24 protein-coding genes are annotated in these 23,488 nt (G+C 47.3%); 9 read left to right on the top strand and 15 right to left on the bottom strand.

Going from position 1 to position 23,488, the window contains the following annotated elements; translation table 11 throughout:
* Positions 1–54: 54 nt before the first annotated feature.
* Positions 55–873: a LysR family transcriptional regulator gene (locus AC3IRK_RS05900; RefSeq protein WP_131502956.1), complete on the bottom strand. Its 819-nt coding sequence runs from the start codon at positions 871–873 to the stop codon at positions 55–57.
* Positions 874–979: 106 nt separating this feature from the next.
* On the opposite strand from AC3IRK_RS05900, the gene AC3IRK_RS05895 reads away from it, so the two are divergent.
* Positions 980–2,218, top strand: coding sequence for a purine/pyrimidine permease (locus AC3IRK_RS05895; RefSeq protein ID WP_489170494.1), 1,239 nt, complete (start codon positions 980–982; stop codon positions 2,216–2,218).
* Positions 2,219–2,453: 235 nt separating this feature from the next.
* Here AC3IRK_RS05895 and AC3IRK_RS05890 read toward each other — a convergent pair whose 3' ends face one another.
* The 3 genes from AC3IRK_RS05890 to AC3IRK_RS05880 all read right to left on the bottom strand — a co-directional run bounded on the left by AC3IRK_RS05890 (position 2,454) and on the right by AC3IRK_RS05880 (position 5,870).
* A complete protein-coding gene (locus tag AC3IRK_RS05890; protein WP_131502958.1) occupies positions 2,454–3,539 on the bottom strand; it encodes an MBL fold metallo-hydrolase in 1,086 nt (361 codons plus the stop codon).
* Between the two features lie 122 nt (positions 3,540–3,661).
* Positions 3,662–4,162 (bottom strand): hypothetical protein, encoded by a 501-nt coding sequence (locus AC3IRK_RS05885; RefSeq protein ID WP_489170493.1) that lies wholly within the window; start codon positions 4,160–4,162, stop codon positions 3,662–3,664.
* A gap of 121 nt (positions 4,163–4,283) precedes the next feature.
* A complete protein-coding gene (locus AC3IRK_RS05880; RefSeq protein ID WP_012370017.1) occupies positions 4,284–5,870 on the bottom strand; it encodes a peptide chain release factor 3 in 1,587 nt (528 codons plus the stop codon).
* Positions 5,871–6,268: 398 nt separating this feature from the next.
* Here AC3IRK_RS05880 and AC3IRK_RS05875 point away from each other — a divergent pair, with 398 nt between their 5' ends.
* Together AC3IRK_RS05875 and AC3IRK_RS05870 are read left to right on the top strand one after the other, a co-directional pair.
* Positions 6,269–7,516, top strand: a complete 1,248-nt coding sequence (locus AC3IRK_RS05875; RefSeq protein ID WP_131502961.1) for an MDR family MFS transporter — start codon at positions 6,269–6,271, stop codon at positions 7,514–7,516.
* Positions 7,517–7,856: 340 nt separating this feature from the next.
* Positions 7,857–8,150: a hypothetical protein gene (locus AC3IRK_RS05870; RefSeq protein WP_131502962.1), complete on the top strand. Its 294-nt coding sequence runs from the start codon at positions 7,857–7,859 to the stop codon at positions 8,148–8,150.
* 135 nt (positions 8,151–8,285) lie between these two features.
* Here the strand turns inward: AC3IRK_RS05870 and AC3IRK_RS05865 are convergent, their stop codons facing one another.
* Positions 8,286–9,086 (bottom strand): hypothetical protein, encoded by an 801-nt coding sequence (locus AC3IRK_RS05865; protein ID WP_131502963.1) that lies wholly within the window; start codon positions 9,084–9,086, stop codon positions 8,286–8,288.
* A 141-nt stretch (positions 9,087–9,227) separates the two neighbouring features.
* Here AC3IRK_RS05865 and AC3IRK_RS05860 point away from each other — a divergent pair, with 141 nt between their 5' ends.
* The 3 genes from AC3IRK_RS05860 (at position 9,228) to AC3IRK_RS05850 (ending at position 12,098) form a co-directional block, all read left to right on the top strand.
* Positions 9,228–9,668 carry an RrF2 family transcriptional regulator gene (locus tag AC3IRK_RS05860; RefSeq protein WP_131502964.1) on the top strand — a complete coding sequence of 147 codons (441 nt, stop codon included), beginning with the start codon at positions 9,228–9,230 and terminating at the stop codon, positions 9,666–9,668.
* A 91-nt stretch (positions 9,669–9,759) separates the two neighbouring features.
* Positions 9,760–10,773, top strand: a complete 1,014-nt coding sequence (locus tag AC3IRK_RS05855) for a hypothetical protein (protein WP_426355011.1) — start codon at positions 9,760–9,762, stop codon at positions 10,771–10,773.
* 23 nt (positions 10,774–10,796) lie between these two features.
* Complete coding sequence (locus tag AC3IRK_RS05850) at positions 10,797–12,098, top strand: VOC family protein (RefSeq protein WP_426355009.1); 1,302 nt, start codon at positions 10,797–10,799, stop codon at positions 12,096–12,098.
* A 39-nt stretch (positions 12,099–12,137) separates the two neighbouring features.
* On the opposite strand, the gene AC3IRK_RS05845 is transcribed toward AC3IRK_RS05850, so the two are convergent.
* Positions 12,138–12,461, bottom strand: a complete 324-nt coding sequence (locus tag AC3IRK_RS05845; RefSeq protein WP_114596175.1) for a hypothetical protein — start codon at positions 12,459–12,461, stop codon at positions 12,138–12,140.
* 92 nt (positions 12,462–12,553) lie between these two features.
* Between AC3IRK_RS05845 and AC3IRK_RS05840 the strand changes: the two genes are divergently transcribed.
* A complete protein-coding gene (locus AC3IRK_RS05840; protein ID WP_026828725.1) occupies positions 12,554–12,979 on the top strand; it encodes a DUF2621 family protein in 426 nt (141 codons plus the stop codon).
* Between the two features lie 32 nt (positions 12,980–13,011).
* On the opposite strand, the gene AC3IRK_RS05835 is transcribed toward AC3IRK_RS05840, so the two are convergent.
* The gene (locus AC3IRK_RS05835) at positions 13,012–13,494 is read right to left on the bottom strand and encodes a CcdC family protein (RefSeq protein ID WP_114596177.1); all 483 of its coding nucleotides are present in this window, start codon (positions 13,492–13,494) and stop codon (positions 13,012–13,014) included.
* A 15-nt stretch (positions 13,495–13,509) separates the two neighbouring features.
* Positions 13,510–14,208: a cytochrome c biogenesis CcdA family protein gene (locus tag AC3IRK_RS05830; RefSeq protein ID WP_026828727.1), complete on the bottom strand. Its 699-nt coding sequence runs from the start codon at positions 14,206–14,208 to the stop codon at positions 13,510–13,512.
* A 214-nt stretch (positions 14,209–14,422) separates the two neighbouring features.
* Between AC3IRK_RS05830 and AC3IRK_RS05825 the strand changes: the two genes are divergently transcribed.
* Entirely contained in the window at positions 14,423–14,620 is a 198-nt protein-coding gene (locus AC3IRK_RS05825; protein WP_131502967.1) for an aspartyl-phosphate phosphatase Spo0E family protein, read from the top strand.
* Positions 14,621–15,037: 417 nt separating this feature from the next.
* Positions 15,038–15,940: an SH3 domain-containing protein gene (locus tag AC3IRK_RS05820; protein WP_131502968.1), complete on the top strand. Its 903-nt coding sequence runs from the start codon at positions 15,038–15,040 to the stop codon at positions 15,938–15,940.
* 54 nt (positions 15,941–15,994) lie between these two features.
* On the opposite strand, the gene AC3IRK_RS05815 is transcribed toward AC3IRK_RS05820, so the two are convergent.
* The 7 genes from AC3IRK_RS05815 to yneA form a co-directional block, all read right to left on the bottom strand.
* The gene (locus AC3IRK_RS05815; RefSeq protein WP_489170492.1) at positions 15,995–17,761 is read right to left on the bottom strand and encodes an ABC transporter ATP-binding protein; all 1,767 of its coding nucleotides are present in this window, start codon (positions 17,759–17,761) and stop codon (positions 15,995–15,997) included.
* Positions 17,751–19,508 carry an ABC transporter transmembrane domain-containing protein gene (locus AC3IRK_RS05810; protein ID WP_131502970.1) on the bottom strand — a complete coding sequence of 586 codons (1,758 nt, stop codon included), beginning with the start codon at positions 19,506–19,508 and terminating at the stop codon, positions 17,751–17,753. Before AC3IRK_RS05810 ends, AC3IRK_RS05815 begins: the two co-directional genes overlap by 11 nt.
* A 118-nt stretch (positions 19,509–19,626) precedes the next feature.
* Positions 19,627–19,857, bottom strand: a complete 231-nt coding sequence (locus AC3IRK_RS05805) for a YneF family protein (protein WP_012370001.1) — start codon at positions 19,855–19,857, stop codon at positions 19,627–19,629.
* A 108-nt stretch (positions 19,858–19,965) separates the two neighbouring features.
* Positions 19,966–21,954 carry a transketolase gene (gene tkt, locus AC3IRK_RS05800; protein ID WP_131502971.1) on the bottom strand — a complete coding sequence of 663 codons (1,989 nt, stop codon included), beginning with the start codon at positions 21,952–21,954 and terminating at the stop codon, positions 19,966–19,968.
* A 195-nt stretch (positions 21,955–22,149) separates the two neighbouring features.
* A complete protein-coding gene (locus tag AC3IRK_RS05795) occupies positions 22,150–22,386 on the bottom strand; it encodes a DUF896 domain-containing protein (protein ID WP_012369999.1) in 237 nt (78 codons plus the stop codon).
* Positions 22,387–22,498: 112 nt separating this feature from the next.
* Positions 22,499–23,152, bottom strand: coding sequence for a YneB family resolvase-like protein (locus AC3IRK_RS05790; RefSeq protein WP_026828734.1), 654 nt, complete (start codon positions 23,150–23,152; stop codon positions 22,499–22,501).
* Between the two features lie 45 nt (positions 23,153–23,197).
* Positions 23,198–23,485: a cell division suppressor protein YneA gene (yneA, locus tag AC3IRK_RS05785; RefSeq protein ID WP_026833384.1), complete on the bottom strand. Its 288-nt coding sequence runs from the start codon at positions 23,483–23,485 to the stop codon at positions 23,198–23,200.
* Positions 23,486–23,488: the final 3 nt, after the last annotated feature.

The raw sequence follows: 23,488 nt of genomic DNA, 5'->3' as shown, positions 1-23,488 counted from the left end.
CATCCCCCTATGTGTTCCTTTTTAATTATCCTACAAAATCCCTTTTTTAACAATTTATTCTCGTTCGTGAACAATCTTCAGGAACTGTTGCATCAGTGCCGACTGACCATCTTCCGTCAACCAGACAATAGCCGTCGTACTCGTCGCGTCCGGTAACCGTTCTTGAACCAGTCCTGTCATATCAAGCTCGCGAAGTGTACTTTCCGGCAACAGCGTCACCGCCTGCCCGCAACGAACAAGTCCAATCAAGGTCAAGACGTCGGAACAGGTTTCCTGCGAGACGACTCCGAACTGCTGGCTGAGCGTCTGAAAGACACCAAGTCCTTCCTGACTCGGAATGATGATGTCGGCGTCCGCAAATTCCGGATGACGAACTTGATAAAACGGTTCTTCCTCCATCCATTCGATCGTGACGCCTTGTGCATCGATCGGCAGTCGGACAAGTGCCACGTCAATCGCATGATCCTTCAGACGGTCAATTAATACACCCGACTCTCCCTGATGAATTTGAAGCGTAATCCGGGGATGCCGTCGTTTCATCTCTTGAACCCAGCCAGTCAGTCGACCGGCAGACAACGTATTGACCCCAATCCGTAAAATCCCGGCTCGTCCTTCCTTAATGTCACTGACTTCAATCCGGGTTTCCGCTTCGTAACGCAACAAGGAGACGGCCCGTTCATACAGCCGCTCGCCGCTTGCCGTGATCCGAATGCCGCGTCCTGCCCGTTCAATCAATCGGACTCCTAGTAACTCTTCCATCTTCCGAATTTGTTGCGTCAAAGCGGGCTGGGCCATCCGCAGTCGTTCCGCCGCCCGTGTGACGGATTGTTCTTCGACAACTGCACAAAAATACCGATATTGGCGTAAATCCATCTTCATCATCTCTTTCATATGTTTTCAGTCATAAATATGTATTAATCATAACATCAATCATATGATATGATGCTGAAATCAGCGATTTTCAAAGGAGACGATTTTTGTGAAACGTACGACGTCCACGGTCCAGTGGATCATTTTTTTATTAGCCAACACGATTGCCTTGCCAATCGTCGTCGCGAGTCTGTTTGACCTCTCAAGCGTCGAGACGGCCGCACTTGTTCAACGATCCTTCTTTGTTGGAGGAATCGCCTGTTTCCTTCACGGAACGTTTGGTCACCGGTTACCGATCGTATCCGGTCCGGCCGGTTCATGGGTCAGTATCTTTGTTGTCATCGCCGCGTTGCCGGTCGATTCAAAGACCGCCTTCACGATTGCGATGGCCGCGGTCGTCATTGCCGGCGTTGTCTTGATTTTCCTCGGGTTGACGGGATGGACCCGCTTTTTATTACCGGTCTTTACGCCGCTCGTCAGCGGAACGTTTTTGCTTTTATTATGTATTCAACTGACCGGCGTCATGCTCGGTGCCGTTCTCGCCGTTGAAGCAACACGCTTCGCCGGAATGCTGACGTTCCTGCTTGTGCTCGGACTCAGCCAGTTTGGTCCGGCACGTCTCCGGCCATTCGCCTTGATGATCGGAATTGTCGTCGGCTGGTTGGTCAGCCGTCCGTCGTTACCGGCAGCGTACGGTATCTTCGCCGTTCCGACGGCTTTACCGTTCGGGATGCCGCAATTTGACGGCAGTGCTTTTTTGGTTGCGATTCCATTTGCGATTCTTTTAATCGTCAACTTAATTGCTGCGCTCAGCGCCGTCGAAGCGACGATTCAGAAAAAAGGGGCCTTGAATCAGGGGCTGACGGTCGAAGGGATCATTCACTTGATTGCGGCGACGTTCTCGACGCTCGTCCCGGTTCCATTGCCGATTACGAGTGGTTTCATCGCTCAGACGGGAAGTAAGGAACGCCGACCGTTTTTGATTGCCTCCCTTGTCATTGCCCTGATCGGCTTTTTCCCGAGTATCATCGGGATTATCGCGACGTTGCCGCGCAGTGTGGCCAGCGCCGCTCTGCTTGCGACGTTACCGCACATGTTCCTGATTGCCTGGCAGTCCGCTGAAAGCAGCATGACGACGAGCCGCCGGAAACATGCTTTTGCGATTTGTGCCGTCATCGGAATCAGTATTTTGTTACAATCAACGGTCCTGGCGGAAATCCTGCCGTTGACGTTACGTCCGTTCTTCAGTAACGGCTTATTGATCGGCACGATGCTTGTGCTCGGTTTTGAAGTCATCGAACGTTTGCGTTCACGACGTGATGCTAAATCAGAACGGCTTGCCAGTTAATCTATATCTCAAAGTAAAATCCCCACTTTCTCGCAAAATGCGACAAAGTGGGGATTTTTTCTTCCTGATCATTTCAGAACACGGTAATTTATTTTTTCAGACACGATCTATCTCTTTTAGCACCGGCTTTTTCACGTGACTCCTATGGGAAAGAGCGCTTGCTTTTTGCGCTGTCAGAGACAAACCAAACTGAGGAAAGCACGGGAAAATAAGACGAGTTTCACTTAACTTAACTTCACCGTACCTCACGCCACCATCTGCGGGTCTCACTTGCAGCGGTGACACTTTCGCCGATCATCGGTGTTACGACCGGCACGTCGTGTTTTTTCGCTTCCTTCAACACCCGTTCGACCGGTTCAAACCACGGATGAAACGCCAGCGTAAACGCCGACCAGTGGACGGGAATCATCACGTCCCCTTTGACATCGAGATGCGCGGCAAGTGTCTGCTCCGGCAACATATGTGAGTTCGACCAACGGGTATCGTATTGCCCGCATTCCATGATCGTTAAATCAAACGGACCATATTGTTCTCCGATTGCCTTGAAATGGGGCCCGTAACCGCTGTCTCCGCTGAAAAAGACTTTCTTCGACCCTTCAAGCACCCATGATGCCCAAAGTGTCGAAAATTGATCGAGACCGTTTCGTCCCGAATAGTGCCGGGCCGGTGTTGCCGTTAAGCGAAGACCGTTCATCTCAATGGATTCATGCCAATCGAGTTCGGTAATCCGGTCCGGATCCACACCCCATCCTTTTAAACGGCTTGCGACACCAAGCGGGACGATAAATTGCCCGACCCGGTCTTTTAACGCCAGGACCGAATGATAGTCCAAGTGGTCATAATGGTCATGCGAATAGATGACGAGATCGATCGGCGGTAAGGCATCGAGATCGACCGGAGCCGTCGTCTGGAACCGTCCACCTCCGAATTTCGGGAACGGTGACGGGGCGCGACCGAGCATCGGATCAAAGAAAATCGTCTGCTGATCCAGCTCCAGTAAAAAGGCCGAGTGACCAAACCACGTCACGCGCGGTTCGGTTCCGTCCGTCCGGCGTTCAAACGGAACGACCGGCAACGGTTTGACCGGTTTTAACGACGGCAATTCCCGTCCGTAATCTTTTAAAATACTTTTCATCGTCTCCCATTCCATTTTTAATTGGAACGGCAGTTCATTTTGAAATTTTCCGTTCGAAAACTGAGTCGAACGGGCATAACGCTGTTGATCTGTTTTCGATGGTCGGCGGCCGAACAACGGATAACGGGTCATGAAGACCGCTCCGAGAACGCCGAGACCGGCTAGTGCTGCTACTGTTTTTTTCATTTTTCTTCACCTCTTTGATACGTTCAGTATAGCACCGGTGATTTTCAAAACGGTAATGAACAAACTTCACTTTCACAAAAAAGGACGCAAAGCTGAAAAACTCAGCTTCACGTCCAGTTCGATTAATCTACATCGTCAGCCTTCCATTTTGAACGGTCACTCTTGTCATGATCATCTGTACGATCTGATTCATAATCATTGATGCCCGGATTTGCGACTTTCCCGCCGTGACGGTCGTTCTCATCGTTAGAATTATCATGTAAATGGTCGTGATCATGTAAATGGTCGTGATCATGGTCGTGATTGTGATCATGTGTATGGTCATGTTCATCGTGCCGGTCTTTTGCGAACAATGCGATTCCTCCCCGCTCGACTTCCTGGTAATGGCGTTCCGCTTCATCATCGGAATGACCGACCCGCTTTAGTGTTTCCCGAAGCGGCGGCTCATGGCTGAACTTCGATTTGACTTGATCGATCCAGGACGCACCAGATGTCTCATCTGTTGCATCGTCCCGTCCCACTACTGAAAAATCAGAATCCTTATGTCCTTGCTGTTTTAGTGCTTGCATTTTTTGATGTAAACTCGATTCATCATGAAAAATACCAACAAATTTTTTCGCCATCGTCAACACCATTCCTCTCACAGAGATATGAATTCACAGACCTCCATTTTTACCCTTCTTTTTGCATCTCCAAACGAAAAAAACGTATCTTCCAGTGAACCGGAAGATACGTTTTAACAGATTAGTCTTTGAGTAATTGTGGTGAGTCGACGAGTGTGATGACACCGTCGTTTTTCTGAACGAACCGTTCGTAGACGAAATCGTTGGCAAACAAGAGAACCGGGTTTTCCCAACGGTCATAGACAAGCACCGTCCGCGAATCCGTCAACTTCTTGACTTCACTGATTTCCGTTACCTTGACCCATTTCGCAACTTGGAAGTTTGCCGCATCTTTTAAGATGTCTACGCCGTATTCCCCTTTGAGACGGTGTTCGAAGACTTCGAATTGAAGTTGTCCGATCGCGCCGAGGATGATTTCGTTGTATTCCGTCTTATAGACTTGAATGGCTCCTTCTTGTGCGAGCTGTTCGACACCTTTTTGGAACTGTTTGGACTTTAGTGCGTTTTTCGTAAAGACTTTCAGGAACAGTTCCGGTGCGAACGTCGGCAAGGCCTCGTACTGCAGGCTCGGATCACCGTTCGTGATCGTATCACCGATTTGATAGTTACCGGAATCGTACAATCCGATGACATCGCCGGCAAACGCTTCGTTGACCGTTTCCCGCTCATCCGCCATAAACTGTGTCGATTGCGACAGCTTCATCTTTTTGCCGGTCCGCGTCAGGACGACTTCCATCCCGCGGTCGAATTTTCCGGTACAAATCCGGACGAACGCGATCCGGTCACGGTGATTCGGGTTCATGTTTGCTTGGATTTTGAAGACAAAACCGCTGAAGAAATCTTGTGCCGGCTCGATTTGTCCTTTGTTCGACTCACGCGGAGTCGGTGACGGTGACAGGTTGAGGTAATGCTCAAGCAACGGTGTAATCCCGAAATCAACCAAGGCAGAACCGAAGAAGACCGGTGTCAATTCACCTTTCGCAATCAATTCTTCATTGTATTCATTGCCGGCTCCGTCGAGTAAATCAACTTCGTCGACTAACGTGTCATACATTTCATTGTTGATCGTTGAAGCCAACTGATCGTTTGCGAGTCCTTCTTCGCCGAGATCAATCGTCAGACGATCGTTTTTAAAGCAGTGGAACTTCTCGTTGACACGGTCGTAGACGCCCTCGAACTGTTGTCCCGATCCCGCAGGCCATGTGACGGCAACCGATGGAATGCCGAGGACTTCTTCGAGTTCTTCCATTAATTCAAGCGGATCACGTGCTTGACGGTCCATCTTGTTGATAAACGTAAAGATCGGAATTCCGCGCATCCGGCAGACTTGGAACAGTTTTTTCGTTTGGGACTCAATCCCTTTCGCGGCATCGATGACCATGATCGCCGAGTCGACGGCTGTCAGGATCCGGTACGTATCTTCCCCGAAATCGGAGTGACCCGGTGTATCCATGATCGAGACGATTTTTTTATCGTATTCGAACTGCATGACCGAGGACGTAACGGAGATTCCCCGTTGTTTTTCGATCTCCATCCAGTCGGATTTCGCAAATTTCGAGTTTTTCCGTGCCTTGACGGATCCTGCTTCCCGGATTGCTCCACCGTGGAGCAAGAATTTTTCAGTTAATGTCGTTTTCCCGGCATCCGGGTGGGAGATGATGCCGAAGATCCGGCGTTTCTCGACTTCGGTTTGAAGTAGTTTTGTCATGTACATTAATTCCTTTCACCTATATATTCAACCTCGATACAGATACTTTTTCGCAACTAGTCTATCATACCGAATTTTCGCAGTCTCGTCCATTTCACTTTGTTGACTTAATTTTCAGATTTCATATTGACAATCCTGCCTCATGTTCTATACGATGACGAGGAAGTTACTATTACAAAAAGGAGGAGACGTACAATGTCACAATCATTTAATCAGCAACCATCGATTCACGTATTGGCTACAACTGTACGTCACCCAATCGTTTAATTTCTAATTAAGCAGGGTGTACGTATGCGTATACGTACATGCTGCCCTCTTATATCAGGACGGGTATGCCCATATTTGTGCGTATCCGTCTTTTTCATGGTCTAAAAACGGAAATATAAGGGGTTTTGTTTATGTTTACTGCACTAAAACAGCTTGACCGTAACATTTGGATCCGGTTCGTCGGGGAAACGATTACCGGAGTCATGATGTTCATGATTGCACCATTTCTTGTTCTTTATTACTCGGAACAGCTCGATTCGTATTTTTTAGTCGGTCTCATCATGGCGACCGGCCCAATCACGTCCCTGTTCGGTTCGTTCCTCGGCGGCTATCTCGCCGACCTGTACGGACGTAAACCGCTGATGGTCATTTCGATCGTCGGCGATGTCATCGCGTTGATCGGCTTCTCGTTCGCCGATTCGTTTTGGCCGTTACTACTGATGAACGCCTTGCTCGGTCTGACGAACTCCTTGTTCCACCCGGCAGCGAGCGCGATGGTCGCCGATGTCACGCCGCCGGAGCGGCTCAACGAATCATTCGGACTACTCCGGATGGGACATAATGTCGGGGCAGCGTTTGGTCCGTTGATCGGAAGTGCTGTCCTGTTCGTCGACCGGTCGCTGATCTTTTATGCCGCTGCCGCCGTCTTTTTCCTGTATGCACTCGTCTTGTTGATCTTCATCCAGGAAACAAAGCCGGATCAGATCGAACATACGCAGGATGAGCCGAAACTGTCAGCCTTCACCGTCCTGCGCAAAGATCATGTTTTCGTGATTTTCATCGCAGCCGGCGTTTTCATCTCGATGGGCTTCGCTCTCGTCGAAAGCATGTTGCCGGTTTTCCTGAAGGAAGCGTTACCGGGACTGCCGAACGATAAAAATCCGTTCCCGTACCTGATGGGACTGAACGGCATCATGGTCGTCCTGTTCCAGTTCCCGGTCGCTGCCCGCCTGTCCGGTAAAGCATTCGGTAAAGTCATGCTGCTCGGGGCGAGCATCTTCGGACTCGGGATGATTTTACTCGCGTTCATTCCGTCTTATCTGTTTTCACTCGGAACCGGCTATATCGTGCTCGTCACGATTTTACTGTTCATCTACGCACTCTATACACTCGGTGAGATGATCATGTCACCGGTCCAGATGACATTCATCGCATTGATTGCACCGGAACATTTGCGCGGAACGTATAACGGTGCCGCCAGTATCCAGTGGCTAATCGGTGGTGTGACGGCGCCGCTCCTCGGATCCCTGTTCCTTGACTCCGGAAACGGACAATATGCACTTGCCGGTGTCGGACTCGCCTGTTGTCTGTCCGGACTTGTTTATCTCGCGCTTGATCGCTCGATCCAACGCGCGAAACGGTTGTCTCAATCCGCATAAATTAAAGTAGATTTTTTTTACTCATTTAATATAGAAACCCCAAACCAGACACTCGTCAAAAGTATCCGGTTTGGGGTTTTCGTATGTATATGATTTAATAAGGAATTTCGTCCTATATGATATTCGAGGAGGAGAAAGGGTATTGATGATTAAATAGTAGTATTTATTTTACAAGTTTTCCGTGGAGATATTTACTCTCCACAGCAGGAAATGAACTCCTTTACAGAATTTAAGGCCAGAAAGCCCACTACTTCCGTGGTGGGAGTGGGAGTGTCAGGATCGGGACATTAACGTAGGAATCTCGATGCTTCAGTTCCGGTTTAAGGGAGAGACGATGCATATGATTACCCATAAAAGAGCGCTATCCGTTCGCCAGTGCATCTTCGATTACTATCAACGAGTCGGGATCCGCTGTCAGGTGACGATTTTTACGGAGCAGCCGCTCCAACTGTTATTAGACTTCGATTCCAATCGGGACGAATTGATTACACCACAACGACGAAGCCATTCTTGTCGCCATATCCGGGCTCATCTTGTCTCTGCCTTGATCACGTTTGATGACTCCTATACGCATGTTTATATGACAAAAGCCCCGTTCACTTCCCTGACACGTTATTGCCTTCTGATCGTTTGACAAAATATGTGGTCTGTTCCTATCTGAGAAAAAATTGATTATACATTCAAAGCATTCCGGAACCCGAAACAGCTCATGTAGGAAATGGCTTCTGCTTCGAATGTTCCAAAAGACAGACTTGATTTTCGAACACCATCAAGATGGCAACACACCGTCCGCAACAAATGGACCAAATATAACGGGCAGAGGTTCTAACGTTCGTTGTACTTCGGCAATGAATCGACTCGAGCCGCTCACGAAAACGATTGGATCGTCTATTGAAATGAGTTCCAGGAAACTTTCAATTTCTTCGTCCCATCCCTCATTCTGAATGCTATGAAAAATTAAGCCCTGTTTTGTGAGTGAATTAAGATCTGACAACATCTTCTTTGAAGACGGTTTTGTTGTCCGGACATGTAAAATCGTCGTTGTCCGTCCACTCATCAGCGCATATTGCGCCTCATCGATGATAGCACCCAGATGATGCCCTTCCGCGACGAGCAGGACACCAAGACGAGACCAGTCACCTTGTTGCTTATATTTGCAAAAATGGCGACACGTCTCGACTAATTGATGATGGACAATCTGCCAGGCTTCAAGCACCGGGTCCGTCGATGACAATCCAAGCTCCACTCTGACCGCATCGACAATCTCGGTACTGACGATATCCGGATAGGTCAGGATAAAAGATTTGGTTTGCCTGATTTCATTTAATAAGACCATTTTAAACAGTTCACTGGATTCATGTTGATGCGTGACATGTTTTAAAAGTTGAGCCAATCGGAGGATCCGGAGCTCAAAACTTTGCGATGGAAGCTCGAGACTTCCTATTTCCTGCAGTTCTGCGCTATACTTATTTTCCAACTGTTTATAAAAACGGCTGGCAATTCGTAAGCCGTTTTGATCCACTTGTGGTCCAATCGATTGTAATAAATGTAATGCCTGATCAAAATGCATGACATGACCTACCTTTCCTCGTATATTATGCCCGACCTTTTCTTTAAATTCAATCTCTAAAATGCATCTTTAGATATGCACATTCAAACTTGTACTTCCTATTAAACTTCTCTAACATGTGTAGGTAAGTAGGTGATGAAAATGCGCATGACACGTTATACGGATTATGCAATCAGATCCCTGTTATTTGCCGGGGCAAACTCTGATCGATTGGTCCGAATTCAGGAAGTAGCGGACTGTTACGACATTTCAAAAAATCATCTGATGAAAGTCGTCTATCGGTTAGGACAAAATGGATTGATTCATTCTGTTCGAGGTCGAGGTGGCGGATTCCGTTTGGCAAGCCCGCCGGATGAAATTTATATCGGTGACGTAGTGCAATTGTTTGAACCAACAACTCACTTTTTAGATCCACTCGAGGGGATGTCCGAGCTCCCTTCTTTAGACCCTGCACGCGACGCTTTTGATGACGCGATTGCTGCGTTTCATCAAGTCTTGAACAGTTACACGATAAATGATTTACTTCATCCAACGAGTTCCACACATCGACAAATCCTTGAAATGATTCCGAGCCGCGACTAATCGTGGGCGGAATCATTTTTTTGTCGACAGACATCCGTGACGTCATCTGAATCCGTGCGTGGTATACTCATATAAGAAAGGAGGGGTACAGATGAACCCTCACGAAGAACTCAACACTTTATATCTCCGTTTAAAAGAGGCAGATCCGTCACTCGAACGTGGTGAATCACTTTGGACCATTTTTGAAGACACGACTGATGCGACACTCCGTCCCCTTGCCTTATGGACGTTTTCTCAAAACCAATTCGATTTGGGTCACTTCCGCTCTTTTTTAGTTTCCTTTTCCCTTTTGATGGATTGGGTCCGAAAAGACGAATTGACATTAACCCCTAAACAGGAACTTGACCTGTACTGGAATTATAAATCCTATTTAATTTATGCAGCCGAACAGGAGGATATGCCTGTTGCCTTGTTAGAAGAAGACTTTGACCGGTTCGTTGATTTTTGTGACACTCACGGCTTTGCCCGGACACGGGATTATATCGGCTTTATGATTTACAGCAAACTCGGTGACGAAGAACAGGCGGACCACTATCTTTCCGAATGGATTGACGCTCCGTCCGATGAATTAAGTGACTGCCCGTCTTGCGAAGGTTTCAGCCGGATGACGTATGCGATTGAACGCGGTTACGAAGACCGGGCCTTGTTACTGTATGCCGCAATCCGCCATGAGCATGGCTGTTCGCGTATGCCCGATCAAGCCCATCCGTTTATCCTTCCGTTATTCATCAGTCGGAAGAAAGACCGGTTTGATTGGACGGAACGATTGATCCAAGAAGTCAAACGGGTTAAACCGCTCTTTACGGGCGGCGATGAACCGTACCACCTCTATGCCGCAATGTATTACGACGACAAGTACGTCTGGTCGATGGAAGAGAAAAAACAGTTGATTCCATTATTGACGGACCGTGGTTACCTGCAATTCCTGCTCGCCCACTATGCAGCGTCCTACCGTGCTGCGCGTCATGCCGAAGTTGCCTATCTCGGAGTACTGCGCTCCAATATTTACGAAGTCGCCCAGGAACTGGATCGACGGATTGACGGACATTTTTATTTGAATTTCGTCGAACGGGAACTCAAACGGGTCACAGAATTCATCGTTTAATTTTCTTGAGAGGACGTGTCAGAATGTTAGATCATGTACAGTTAGCTGCCCCAAGAAACTCGGAAGAACAGGCTCGGGCTTTTTATGCCGGGCTTTTACATATGAAGGAAGTTGACAAACCGTCCGGTGTCAAAGCAAGCGGTGGTGTCTGGTTTGAATCGCACGCTGCCTTGCTTCACCTCGGTATCGAAGAGCCGTTTCATCCTGCCACAAAAGCGCATCCGGGTCTGACCTTTTCGCATCTGGATGACTTGGCAAACCGGTTACAGACTGACGGATACCCTGTTCAGTTTGATGACCGCCTGGCACCACGCCGACGTTTGTTTACAAATGACCCGTTCGGTAACCGGATTGAATGCATTGAACAGCAAATTCCCGTTATCGTCCCGAAACGGCTGACGAACGGTTCCCACGTTCGTTTGCTCGCACCGGCCTCAAGTCTCGCGACAGTCGAGTCAAATATCCTCGATCAGGCAATTACGGTTTTGGAATCGTTTGGCTTACGGGTTTCGATCAGTCAACATGCCCGGGCCTTGAATCCGTTTGGTTCGAGTGATCCTGCATGCCGCCTGGACGATCTCCACACCGCGTTCGCCGATCCATCGATTGATGCGATTTTATGTGTCCGCGGTGGATTTAGTTCCAATGAATTGCTGGACGGGCTGGACTACGATTTAATCCGGAACAATCCGAAGATTCTCTGCGGTTTTTCCGACATTACGGCGCTTAGTCAGGCACTCCTGACGCAAAGCGGACTCGTTACCTATTCCGGACCGATGTTACGCGCACTCGCCTCCCGCGATGCCTATACGTTACAGTCGTTCGTGAAGGTTTTATTCGAAAGCGGAACGACGCTGATTGAGCCGAGTGTCAATTGGCATGATCAACACGAAGGAAAAAATGTAACGCTTTCGAATCCGGGACCTGTCGTCCTGTCGTCCGGTTCTGCGACAGGACGTCTGCTTGGCGGAAACCTCTGTACGTTAAATCTGTTACAAGGTACATCGTACTTCCCGGACTTACGTGACAGTATCCTGTTCCTTGAAGATGATTACGAAGTCCATCCGGCGACATTTGCCCGTGATTTTGCTTCTTTGATGGCACAGCCCGGGGCAGATCAAATTCGAGGAATCGTCTTTGGTCGTTTTCAGCTCGCAACTCAGATGACAGATGAACACCTGCGTTATCTGGTCAGCCTGTACCCTGCTCTCTCATCGATTCCGGTCATCTCCGGAGCAGACTTCGGTCATACGATGCCGCTCTTCACCTTCCCGATCGGCGGGAAGGTCTCGATGGAAGACGGCATGATTTCGATTCAACATTAAAAAAGGGAGGAGTCGCGGCGATCCGCGTCTCCTCCTTCTTTAATAGTCGAGCAATCTCGAAGCATCAATTTGACGCTTCGATCCATCGGCAAACATCTCGAGTGTCGCGAGGATTTTATGGTCCGTCAAGTCGTATCGTACCAATGTAAAGTCCTCGAGCGTCGAAATCGTCTTAAACGTTTTTCCGACCGTGAACGCCCGCTTCCGGCTCGTATCCTGAACCGGAATCGTCACGAATACGACCGTGATGTCCGTTCCGTTCGTATCGTAATAAAATTCGACGACACGACCGTCCGCTGTCTCCGGCAACAGACCTTTTTGAGGTCGTCCGGACTCATCCAATTGTACATAAGGTTGTAACATCGTTCCGCCTCACTTTCTCCGTCATTTATCATAGCATGACAAAAAAAATTATGCTAATGTATAAGTGATGTTGAAAGGGGGATGAGTCACGGATGGCATGGTTCATGAATGGAATTTTGCTCTGGGGCTTTATCATGATCACATTGATGGCGATTGGCGGTTTCTTCATGTTCCGGAAGTTCCTAAAGAAACTTCCGAAAGAAGACGGCAAATCGATGATGGACTGGGAAGATGAATACATCGATCAGACCCGCCATTTATGGACGGATGAAACACTTGATTTATTAAATGCACTGGTTATGCCTGTTCCGGCTGCTTTTCGGGATGTGGCACGCCGAAAGATCGCGGGACGGATCGGTCAGTTCGCACTGGAAGAACGCGCATCTGTAATGACGTCCGAACTGGTCGTCAAAGGCTATATTTCTGCGACACCGAAACGGGATCATAAATTCTTGAAAAAAGCCTTACGCGAACACGCCATCGATTGGCGGGATTACGAACTTTATTTCCAAAACTAAAAGGAAGGACTCTCTCGCGAGAATCCTTCCTTTTAGTTTTGCGGTAAATGTTTGACCGGAACGATTCCCGACTTAACCTGCTTATACTTCAGGTACATCGCAATCCGCCAAGGCACAATCATCCCAAAGGCGACGAGATAAAAAATTCCGCCCGTCTCAAAAATATCAATTTGCCCGCCGATGACAAACTTCGCGACGGTCCGGACAATCAGAATCCCGAACAGGACGATGAAAAAGGCTTTCGACCGTTGCAAATAAATTTGTCCTTCGGCTTCGTAAAAATTAGACGTCTTGATCAAAAAAATACTGAAGATCATCCCGATCAATAACGCTTCTGCCACTTCCGTCCAGGTCAGACGTGATGCCGGATATAAAAACTGCAGCATCCCGGTCGACATGGCGAAGGGCGGGATTAAGATTTTTTTAGCGTTCGTCGGTTTAGCCGAAGCTTTGACACGAATGAAGCTGATCAGTAAACCCATGACGAGCGCAACCCCTGTTGATACCCAAATCATCCCATCACTTCCTTGTTAAAATCCAGTGAATCCTACGATATCACTCATCCATGCAGCAAATGCGCTGAGTCCGTCAAAATACAGGACGATTCCGAACAACATCATCAATGCTCCACCGAATTTTGTCATCTTTAAACTGTATTGAACGAATAATCTCGAACGACCGACGAAAAAGGCCATCAATAAAAATGGAATCGAGAATCCGAGCACATAAAACAGCATATACAACATGCCTTGACTCGGGTTCGTCGCTGCCAGTCCGATGACACCTGCCAAAATCGGACCCGTACATGGTGTCCATCCGGCAGCAAAACCGATTCCGACAAGGATCGTACCGATGTACCCGCCCTTTCGTTCACCTAAATTGAGTTTTTTCTCACGCATCAAGAATGTCGGTTGCCACAATCCAAGCAATACCACACCAAATACGAAAATCACGAGCGCGCCGACCATCCGCAATGTGTCACGGTAGGTAATGAAAACATCCGCTAATAAGGAAGTCGATAGGCCAAGAACAGCAAAGACCATTGCAAATCCAACCAAAAACGCTACTGTATGCAACAGTGACCGTTTTTCTCTGACCCCTTTTTCTTTTAAGTCCGTTACAGAAACACCGGTAATGTATGAGAGGAACACCGGATATAACGGAAGCGTACAAGGTGAGACAAATGACAATAACCCTGCACCAAACGCTAACCAAAGCGAGAGCTCCATTTCAGCAGCTCCTTTCTAATTAAGAAGAAGTTCCTTCTCTATTTTGCCAAACTAATCGACATTTAGCACCTATTATCTTCCGAAAGATTAAAAAGATTCATGACAACTGAAATTACAAAAAAATTACATTTCCTCAAAACAGATGAAATGTCGTTGCACTGCCAGAAACCACTTGCTAGAATATGGATATGACATCAATGTAAGGGAGGATCCTATGACAAGCCAACATCTATTGACTTTAGCAATCGAGGCAAAACGAAGTGAACTGTATCATCAAGCGGATCGGTCTAGTTTCACCTCCCCTCATGTGTTGAAACTGAGTCATGAACTGGATTTATTATTACTGGAATACTCCCGTTTCGTTCAGAAGTACACGTATCCTTCCCGTACGAACGAATCTGTTTTAGGATAAAACATTGTTTTGTTGTCGCAACAACACGACAGTCGTCCATATAGCCTGATGTAAAAGCCGTTGACGTATGGTATTCGTCAGCGGCTTTTTCGTGTTTCTTCTATATAATGCGTTTTTTTGTTTTATGTTTTAAAAAATCTTTAATTCTTTCTTTACTTTCTTCATCCGATTCTTTTTTTGAGTCTTTAGTTAGGTGAATAATTAGAATATTTCCTCTTTACCATGCCTAAAGTCCTACTTCCCCTTTAATTTTCCAAGCATTATGACCTAGACGTGACAAAACATGCATTTTTGCAATCTGTTTGTCATACTAGCCCGGTTTGTAACTTGAATGACTCTGACCTGTAAACGCACAACCCTGAATTGCCGTGTAAAGTAGGAACAGTAAACACAGCATATGTCAGGAGGACATCAATAATGAAAAAAGCAGTTTTCGCTGCAGGTCTTGCAGCAACGGCTCTATCAGTAGGATTCGCCCAAGAGACAGAGGCTGCCTCAGAGACGGTAACAGTAAATACAGCGGTATTAAATGTACGGACAGCACCTACTACGGCATCAGCGGATGTAGGTAACGTATATAAAGGTCAAAAATTAAATGTCGAAGGACGTTCTGGTGCATGGATTCAAACAAACATCAATGGCCAAAAACGTTATGTACACGGTGCTTACACTTCAGCCGGTTCTTCATTCGACTTTAAAAAAGCTACAGTCACTACGGCAGTATTAAACGTTCGTACGCAACCTACTACAAACTCTAAAGACGTTGGCAACTTGTATAAAGGCCAGTCCGTTAACGTAGAAAGCAAAGTCGGTGCTTGGATCAAAACAACAATCGACGGAAAAACTCGTTACGTACACAGCGATTATACAACTTTAGCAGGTTCAACAGCAAAAGCTCCAGCTGTTAAAGCTCCAGCAGCTCCAGCAGCACCTGTTGCTAAAGCAGCTCCAAAAGCAGCAGCTCAACCAGCTGTAGCAACAAAACAAACAACAGCAGCAAAATCAGGTACGAAAGTAACAATGAACGTTACAGCGTACACAACTGATCCATCAAATAACGGTAGCCGCCTTTACAACGGTCGCGCATTGACTGCCAGCGGTTATGATGTTACAAACACGATCACGTACAATGGTATGCGTATCGTTGCAGCATCAGCTCAATACCCAATTGGTACACGCATGCACATCTCTGGTATCGGTGAAGCCATCGTACTTGACCGTGGCGGCGCTATCCAAGGTAACAAACTTGACCTTCTCGTTGGTTCACAACAAGAAGCACTCAACTGGGGACGTCAAAACGTCACTGTTACTGTCTACTAATTTTAAACACAAACAACCTGCCGGGCGAGATCGCCTGGCAGGCTTTTTTATGTCTTAAGAAACGGATGAAACGTGTCCGGATTGTAATTCATACATTTTTTTATACAATCCGTTCTTTTCAATCAACGTCTGATGATTCCCTTGTTCCACGACTTCCCCTTGATGCAGGACTAAAATCAAATCCGCATCCTGGATTGTCGACAACCGGTGGGCAATCGCAATCGTCGTTCGCCCTTGTCGCATGCGTTTTAAGGCGACTTGAACTTTTTCTTCCGTTTCCGTATCGATTGAACTTGTCGCTTCGTCGAGAATCAGGACTTTCGGATCCCGCGCCATCGTCCGGGCAAACGAGACCAACTGGCGTTCCCCGGCAGAAAACGTCGCTCCCCGCTCTGCGACCGGACTGTCATATTGCTCGTCCAACTGATTGATGAAGCCATCTGCTTGGACAAAACGGGCTGCTTCCTCGACTTTTTGGAATGGAATCGAGGAATCGAATAACCGGATGTTATCGGCGACACTTCCAGTAAACAGGAATGAATCCTGTAACACCAGTCCGACATGGCGCCGCAGTTCGTCTTCCGGCAATTGTTCGAGCGGTTGCCCGTCAATCAAGATTCGACCCGACTGATAGGAATAAAAACGCATCAGGATATTGATGATCGAACTCTTCCCGCTGCCCGTCTGACCGACCAGGGCAATCGTCTGACCCTTCTTCGCTTCAAACGAAATTCCTTTTAAAACTTCCTTCTCTCCGTCATAACTGAAGCGGACGTTATCAAAGACGATATGTCCTTCTGTAATATCAGCGTCACCCGCAATCGTCTTCGCAGGTTCCGGCTCATCCGTATCGAGTACTTTAAAGACACGGTCCGCCGAGACGACAGCCTGTTGGAATTCAGACAGACGTTGCATGATTTGCTGAACCGGTTGGAAAATCCGCTCCATGTAACTGATAAAGGCATATACGACCCCGACCTGGACCGTTTGTGAAAATGACAGGACACCGAAGTACGTAATCAAGGACGCAATCGTCAGCGCTAACATCAACTCGATGATTGGCCGAAGCAGCCAGCTGTCGAGCTTCAAGTTCTTGTAACGGCCGTTCTGATGGGCGATGTTCGTCTCTTCAAATTCCGCCATCAACCGTTTTTCCTGGCGAAATTGTTGAATGATTGCCATCCCGTTGATCGATTCATTCAGCTGTCCGTTAATCTTCGACAACAAATCCCGGACTTCAGCGTAATATTTCGTTGAATAACGGCGGTAAATCCAGATGATGAAATAAAACAGCGGTAACAGGACTAACGCAATCGTCGCGAGGCGCGGTTCCAGTAAGTAAAGGAACAGATAGGTTCCAATCAGTTGCACCCCGCTTTGGACGAACGTCGACAAGACACCGATATACAGTTCTTTGATGGCTTCCGTATCGTTTGTGATCCGTGAAACAAGTACGCCAGCCGGTGTCCGGTCAAAATAACCGAGCCGTAAGTGCATGACGTGGCGAAACACATCGATCCGAAGCCGTTGAATGACTTTCAAGGCGATTTTTTGGAACTCAAACGCCTGCAGATAATCGACGACGATCCCTGTCGTATGCAACAGTAAGTACACGCCGAACAATAACGCCACTTCCTGCACCGGATAGTTGCCGACCGCGACATAATCATCGATGAAGATTTTAACGAGATAGGGACCTCCGAGCTTTGCTCCGGTCGTCACAAGCAACAGTAAAAAGGCGACTAACACCTGTTTTTTAAACGGTTTGACGAATCCCAGCAATCGTCGTAAGACCGCTTTTTCATTAATATCATGATTCAAGCGTTCCACCTCCCTGTTCGACGAGTGATTCGAGTTGCTGACGGTCGTAGGTTTCTTTATACCAACCGTCACGGGCAAGCAGTTCATCGTGTGTTCCCCGTTCAATGATTCGACCCGCATCGAGGACGATGATCTCATCGGTATGCGAAACCGCCGACAGACGGTGGGCGACAATGATTTGTGACTGTTCGTTATCCGCTGTCCGGAAGTGTTCGATGATCGCTTCCTCCGTCTTGGCATCAACCGCCGACAAGGCATCATCCAATACCAGAATCGGACAATCCGCGAGTAACGCCCTGGCAATCGAAATCCGTTGTTTCTGACCGCCGGATAATGTGACACCCCGTTCCCCGACCATCGTCGCATAGCCTTCCGTAAAGCCGAGAATATCCTCGTGAACGGCAGCAATCCGTGCAGCTTCCATGATTTCTTCCATCGATGCATCCGGTTTCGCAAAGGCGATATTATCAGCAATCGAAGCAGAGAACAGGAAATGATCCTGCGGAACGATTGCAACCTGCTTGCGGACCGTTTCACGCGTCAATTGTTTGACGTCCTGTCCGCCAATCGCAATCGAACCGTATTTGACATCGTATTCGCGTGATAACAGACGAACGAACGTCGATTTTCCGGCACCGGTCCGACCAACGATTCCAAGTGTCCGTCCGGGTGTCAATGTCACGTGAATGTTCTCAAGCACAGGTTGTGTCTCATATACAAACCGATCAATCGCGACTTGTAAATCAGCGGACGAAACCGTCGTCGCCGCTTCTTTCGCATCCTTGATTTCCGGTTCGATTGCAAGCATCCGTTCAATCCGGTCGTACGAAGCCCGTCCCCGTTCGACGATATTAAACAACCAGCCGAACGCAAGCATCGGCCACGTCAGTAATCCCAAATATGTAGTGAAGGACACGATGTCCCCGATCCGAATTTCCCCTTGCTGTAATAAATACGCGCCGTATCCGACGGCAATGATATAAGATAAGCCGACCAAACCGAAAATCGTCGGATCAAATAAGGCATCGATTTTCGCGACCCGGCGGTTTTTTTGAACGACATCATCAGATAACGAAGTAAACGTTCCGACATCCGATTCAACTTCCCCTGTTGCTTTCAAGACGCGGACTCCGCTGACGCTTTCTGCGACCTTGTCATTCAAATCCGAAAAAGCTTCCTGCGCATCGTGGAATCGGGAGTGCAGCATCTTCCCGTACCGTGACGTCAAATAAACCATCAGCGGCATCGGTAACAACGAAACAAGCGTCAGTTTCCAACTGATCGTCGTAATCATCGTGATGATGACGAAACTGCCCATCGTCACGGAATCGACGAGTGTCAAAATACCGGCTCCTGCCGTCATCGAGACGGCTTGTACATCATTCGTCGCATGAGCCATCAAATCCCCGCTGCGGTACTTCTTGTAAAATGATTGATCCAGGTCCGAAAAATGACCATATAGCTGACTTCGCAACAACCGGCCGAGCCGGATCGACGCTCCGAAGATGTAAAACCGCCAAAAATAACGAATCACATAGGTCGATACCCCGATCAACACCAGTGTCGCGACCAGTTTCCATAAATCATTTTTCGTCAAACTGCCTTCGCTCAGTCCGTTGACCGTCGAACCGATTACTTTCGGCGGAATCAGTTCCAGTCCGGCAACAAAAATTAAAGCAATGATGCCTAAACTGTATGCTTTCCATTCGAGTCGGAAAAACCAACTCAGTTTCCTGAAGACTCCCATACAAGTCCCCCCTTTTTAAATCGATTGAGTATTTCTAATAGTCTCACATTTTAGATTAGCCATCTTCCTAAAAAATAGCAAACAAAAGGAGACCAAATTGGTCTCCTTTTACAAGTCGTTATTTTTTCGGTGATTTCATTGAACCACTCATTGAACGCATCACTTGGTTGACTTTCTTTTGTGATGGCTTTTGACCCATTTGCATCATCAATGTCTTAATCATATCTTCGTTGATTGGTGGGTTTTGCTCCAAATAGTTCATCATGTATCGACGAGCGATATAAAAACCAAGGGCGACACCAGCTACCAAGCAAAGAAGGGCAATTAAAATCCAAATCCATGTAGCCAAGTTGCTTCCTCCTCTAACTTCAAACGTCGCTTTTTACTATACTATAATTTAAAGCCTTTGCATAGATAATGCAAAAAAAAGGTGCGCGCGTTTGCGCACCTTTCTTCATTAACCGAGTTGCTTGACTGTGTTCAAGACATTTTCGACAGACATGCCGTACTCTTTTAACAGAAGATCTCCAGGAGCCGAAGCACCAAAGCGATCGATTCCGATGACTTGTCCTTCTGTTCCTACATATTTATACCAACCGAGTGAAGCACCGGCTTCAATCGCAAGACGCTTCGTGATGCGTTTTGGTAAAACTGATTCTTTGTATTCTGCTGATTGCGCTTCAAACAATTCCCATGATGGAAGTGAAACGACTGCTGCCGTTTCGCCAAGTTCTTTTTGTGCTTCGACTAACAGATGCACTTCAGAACCTGTTCCCATTAAGATTGTATCCGCTTTGTTGATGTCACCCGCAATGACGTATCCGCCTTTTTCAGCGCCTTCAACCGTCGTACCTTCAAGTTCAGGTAATCCTTGACGTGTCATGACGAGAAGTGTCGGTTTGTTTGTTGATTGAACGGCTGTTTTCCATGCGGCAATCGTTTCTTTCCCATCTGCCGGACGGTAAACTGTCAAGTTCGGCATCGCACGGAAACTCATCAAGTGTTCAACCGGCTCGTGTGTTGGACCATCTTCACCAACAGCAATCGAGTCATGTGTCAGGACGAAAATCGACTGGATACCCATCAACGCTGCTAAACGAACTGCAGGACGGAGGTAATCCGAGAATACGAAGAATGTCGCACCGTAAGGAATGACACCACCGTGTAACGCCATACCGTTGACAGCTGCTGCCATCGCAAACTCACGCACACCAAACCAGATGTTACGGCCGCTTGGATCGATGTCGAAGTCAGCTTCGCCTTTGAGCATCGTGTTGTTTGATCCTGCTAAGTCAGCTGAACCACCGAAGATTGACGGGATGTTTTTCGCAAGAGCGTTCAAGACTTCACCACTTGTCTGACGTGTCGCTTTTTTCGATGTCAGATCATATGTTGGCAGGTCTGCTTCCCAGTTGCTTGGCAATTCGTTGTTGATGGCTTGAACAAGTTCAGCATGCAATTCTGGATGCGCCGCTTTGTATTGTTCCATTTTCTCAGTCCATGCTGCTTCTGTATCAGCACCACGTTTGACAATGCGTTCTTCGAACAAGTCTTTGACTTCTTCCGGGACGTAGAATTCTTCGTGATCCCAAACGTAGCTTGCTTTCGTCAACTTGATTTCCGCATCTCCGAGTGGTGCACCGTGTGAAGCCGATTTACCTGATTTGTTTGGTGAACCAAATCCGATGACTGTTTTCACTTCAATCAATGTCGGTTTTGTTGTTTCAGCTTTTGCTGCTTCGATTGCTTTTGAAATCGAATCAAGATCCGTTCCGTCTTCGACACGGATGACTTGCCAGTTGTATGCTTCAAAACGTTGTTGAACGTTTTCTGAGAATGATTTATCGAGATCGCCATCGAGCGAGATATCGTTTGAATCATACAGAACAACCAATTTGCCAAGACCTAAATGTCCTGCAAGTGATGCCGCTTCTGCCGAAACACCTTCCATTAAGTCACCGTCTCCGCAAATCCCGTATGTGAAGTGATCGACGACGTTTAACTCGTCACGGTTGTATTTTGCTTCCAAGTGACGTTCTGCCATCGCCATACCGACAGCCATCGCAATGCCTTGTCCGAGTGGACCAGTCGTCGCATCGACACCTGCTGTGTGACGGTATTCCGGGTGACCCGGTGTTTTTGAGTTCCATTGACGGAATGACTTCAAGTCATCCATCGCGAGATCATAACCTGATAAATGGAGGAGTGAGTAGAGAAGCATTGAACCGTGTCCTGCTGAAAGTACAAAACGGTCACGGTTGAACCATTCTGGATTTTTAGGGTTATGGTTCATATGATCCGCCCATAATGTAAATGCCATCGGTGCTGCACCCATCGGCATTCCCGGGTGACCCGAGTTCGCTTTTTGTACTGCATCAATTGATAAGGTACGAATCGTATTTACTGCTAATAATTCTACTGTTGTCATGTTCGTCAAAACAATCATCCTCTCTCTTTTTCACAAATTCCTCCTCATTTTAGCATACCCACAAATGTGATACAACTTTTCTAAATAGTATGTCACATTGAAATGAATGCGCTCTCTATTGCCGTTTTCTTGGCACTTTCGTGATACATATTACGAACGTTTCACCAAAAAAAGCTACGCCACTCATCCCAATGAGTGACATAGCTTTTGTCATTATTGTTTGTTCCGTTCTTCTTCCTGTGCTTGCTTCAGTTTTTCAGGTGTTACGTCGGTTCCTTCTTCATCGACGATTTTGATGCCCATCATCTGATTTTTGAACGAACCACGGAATGCTTCCAGATAGGCAGTCCGTAATTCTTTTTGTTCCGCTGTTTCTGCATCAGTCAGCGGTTCGACTTTTGATTTATTGGCTAATTCGTTAATCCGGTCCAGTTGTTCTTGTGATAACATGATATCCCTCTTTCTGTTGACTCAAAGTTGAGCTTTCAATAGTAACCTTACTGTAAAAGACACGAAAAAAAAAGCAAGTTTGATGCGCCGCTGAGGCATCAAACTTACTTCCTTATTCGTACGTACTGACTACTTCTTTATATTCCAGATAACGCCGGTTGACGGTCGCTTTCGAAATGTCGTGTCCCATCCCTCTTAATGTCACCGCGATGTCGGCGAATGTCAGTCCTAACTCACGTAACCGGACGATTTCTTCAATCGGGACTTCCTTTCGGCTCCGACCGGCATTTTCACCTTGACGGTTGAGGTTCTGCTCGGGACGAAATCCATTTTCGACAGCCCGTCGCATCCCGCGGGCAATTTTCGCATTATGCAGTTTCCGTTGATACTCTTCGACGAGCGATACAATTTCAAGAACCATCGCTTCGGCGTCTGCCAGTTTATACTCGCCATCCGATTCCATCGTCATCAGTTGAACCTGATGTTTTTGGAACGTATGTAAAATGGCGATTTTGGCATTCCCGCGTCCGATCCGCGTATCATCCGTCACGAGAACGGCATCCACGGCTTGACGTGTGACGTAATCGAGAACGGATAACATCCCTTCCCGATCAACGTCATAACCACTTTCCTTTTCCGTGATGATCTCCACGACTTCAAATCCTTTTGTTGCAGCGAGTCCCGACAGTTCCGATCTTTGCCGCTCAAGCGAGCTGTCCTGTGCTTCTTTTTCCGTCGAGACGCGACAGTAGATTACTACTTTCACTGTACTTCACACCCCTGTTCGTTCTTTGACAACCTTTACAGTTTGTCATTGTTGCGCGATTGGTACAACGATTTTGTTTTTCGAAATGACATGAGTCGTCTTCAGTTCATTATTCTCGATCAACCACTCGACATATTCCTGATCTGTCATCGATCCGTCATTATAGACTTCGGCGACCTGTTCGACGGTCGCGTTTTGATCGACTGTGACAGAAGCCGTCAAGAGTTGCTCGACCTTCTCGTCCGGTCGAGGTGTTAAAAGGAAAAGAATGAAAGCCAGGCTGAGCGTATAAAAAACAATGGAAAAGGCATGGGTACGAATCGTATGCATCATGAT

Source organism: Exiguobacterium sp. GL_137 (genome assembly GCF_057834585.1).
Note: the sequence above shows the minus strand (reverse complement) of the source record. Positions and strands in the feature narration are given on the sequence as shown.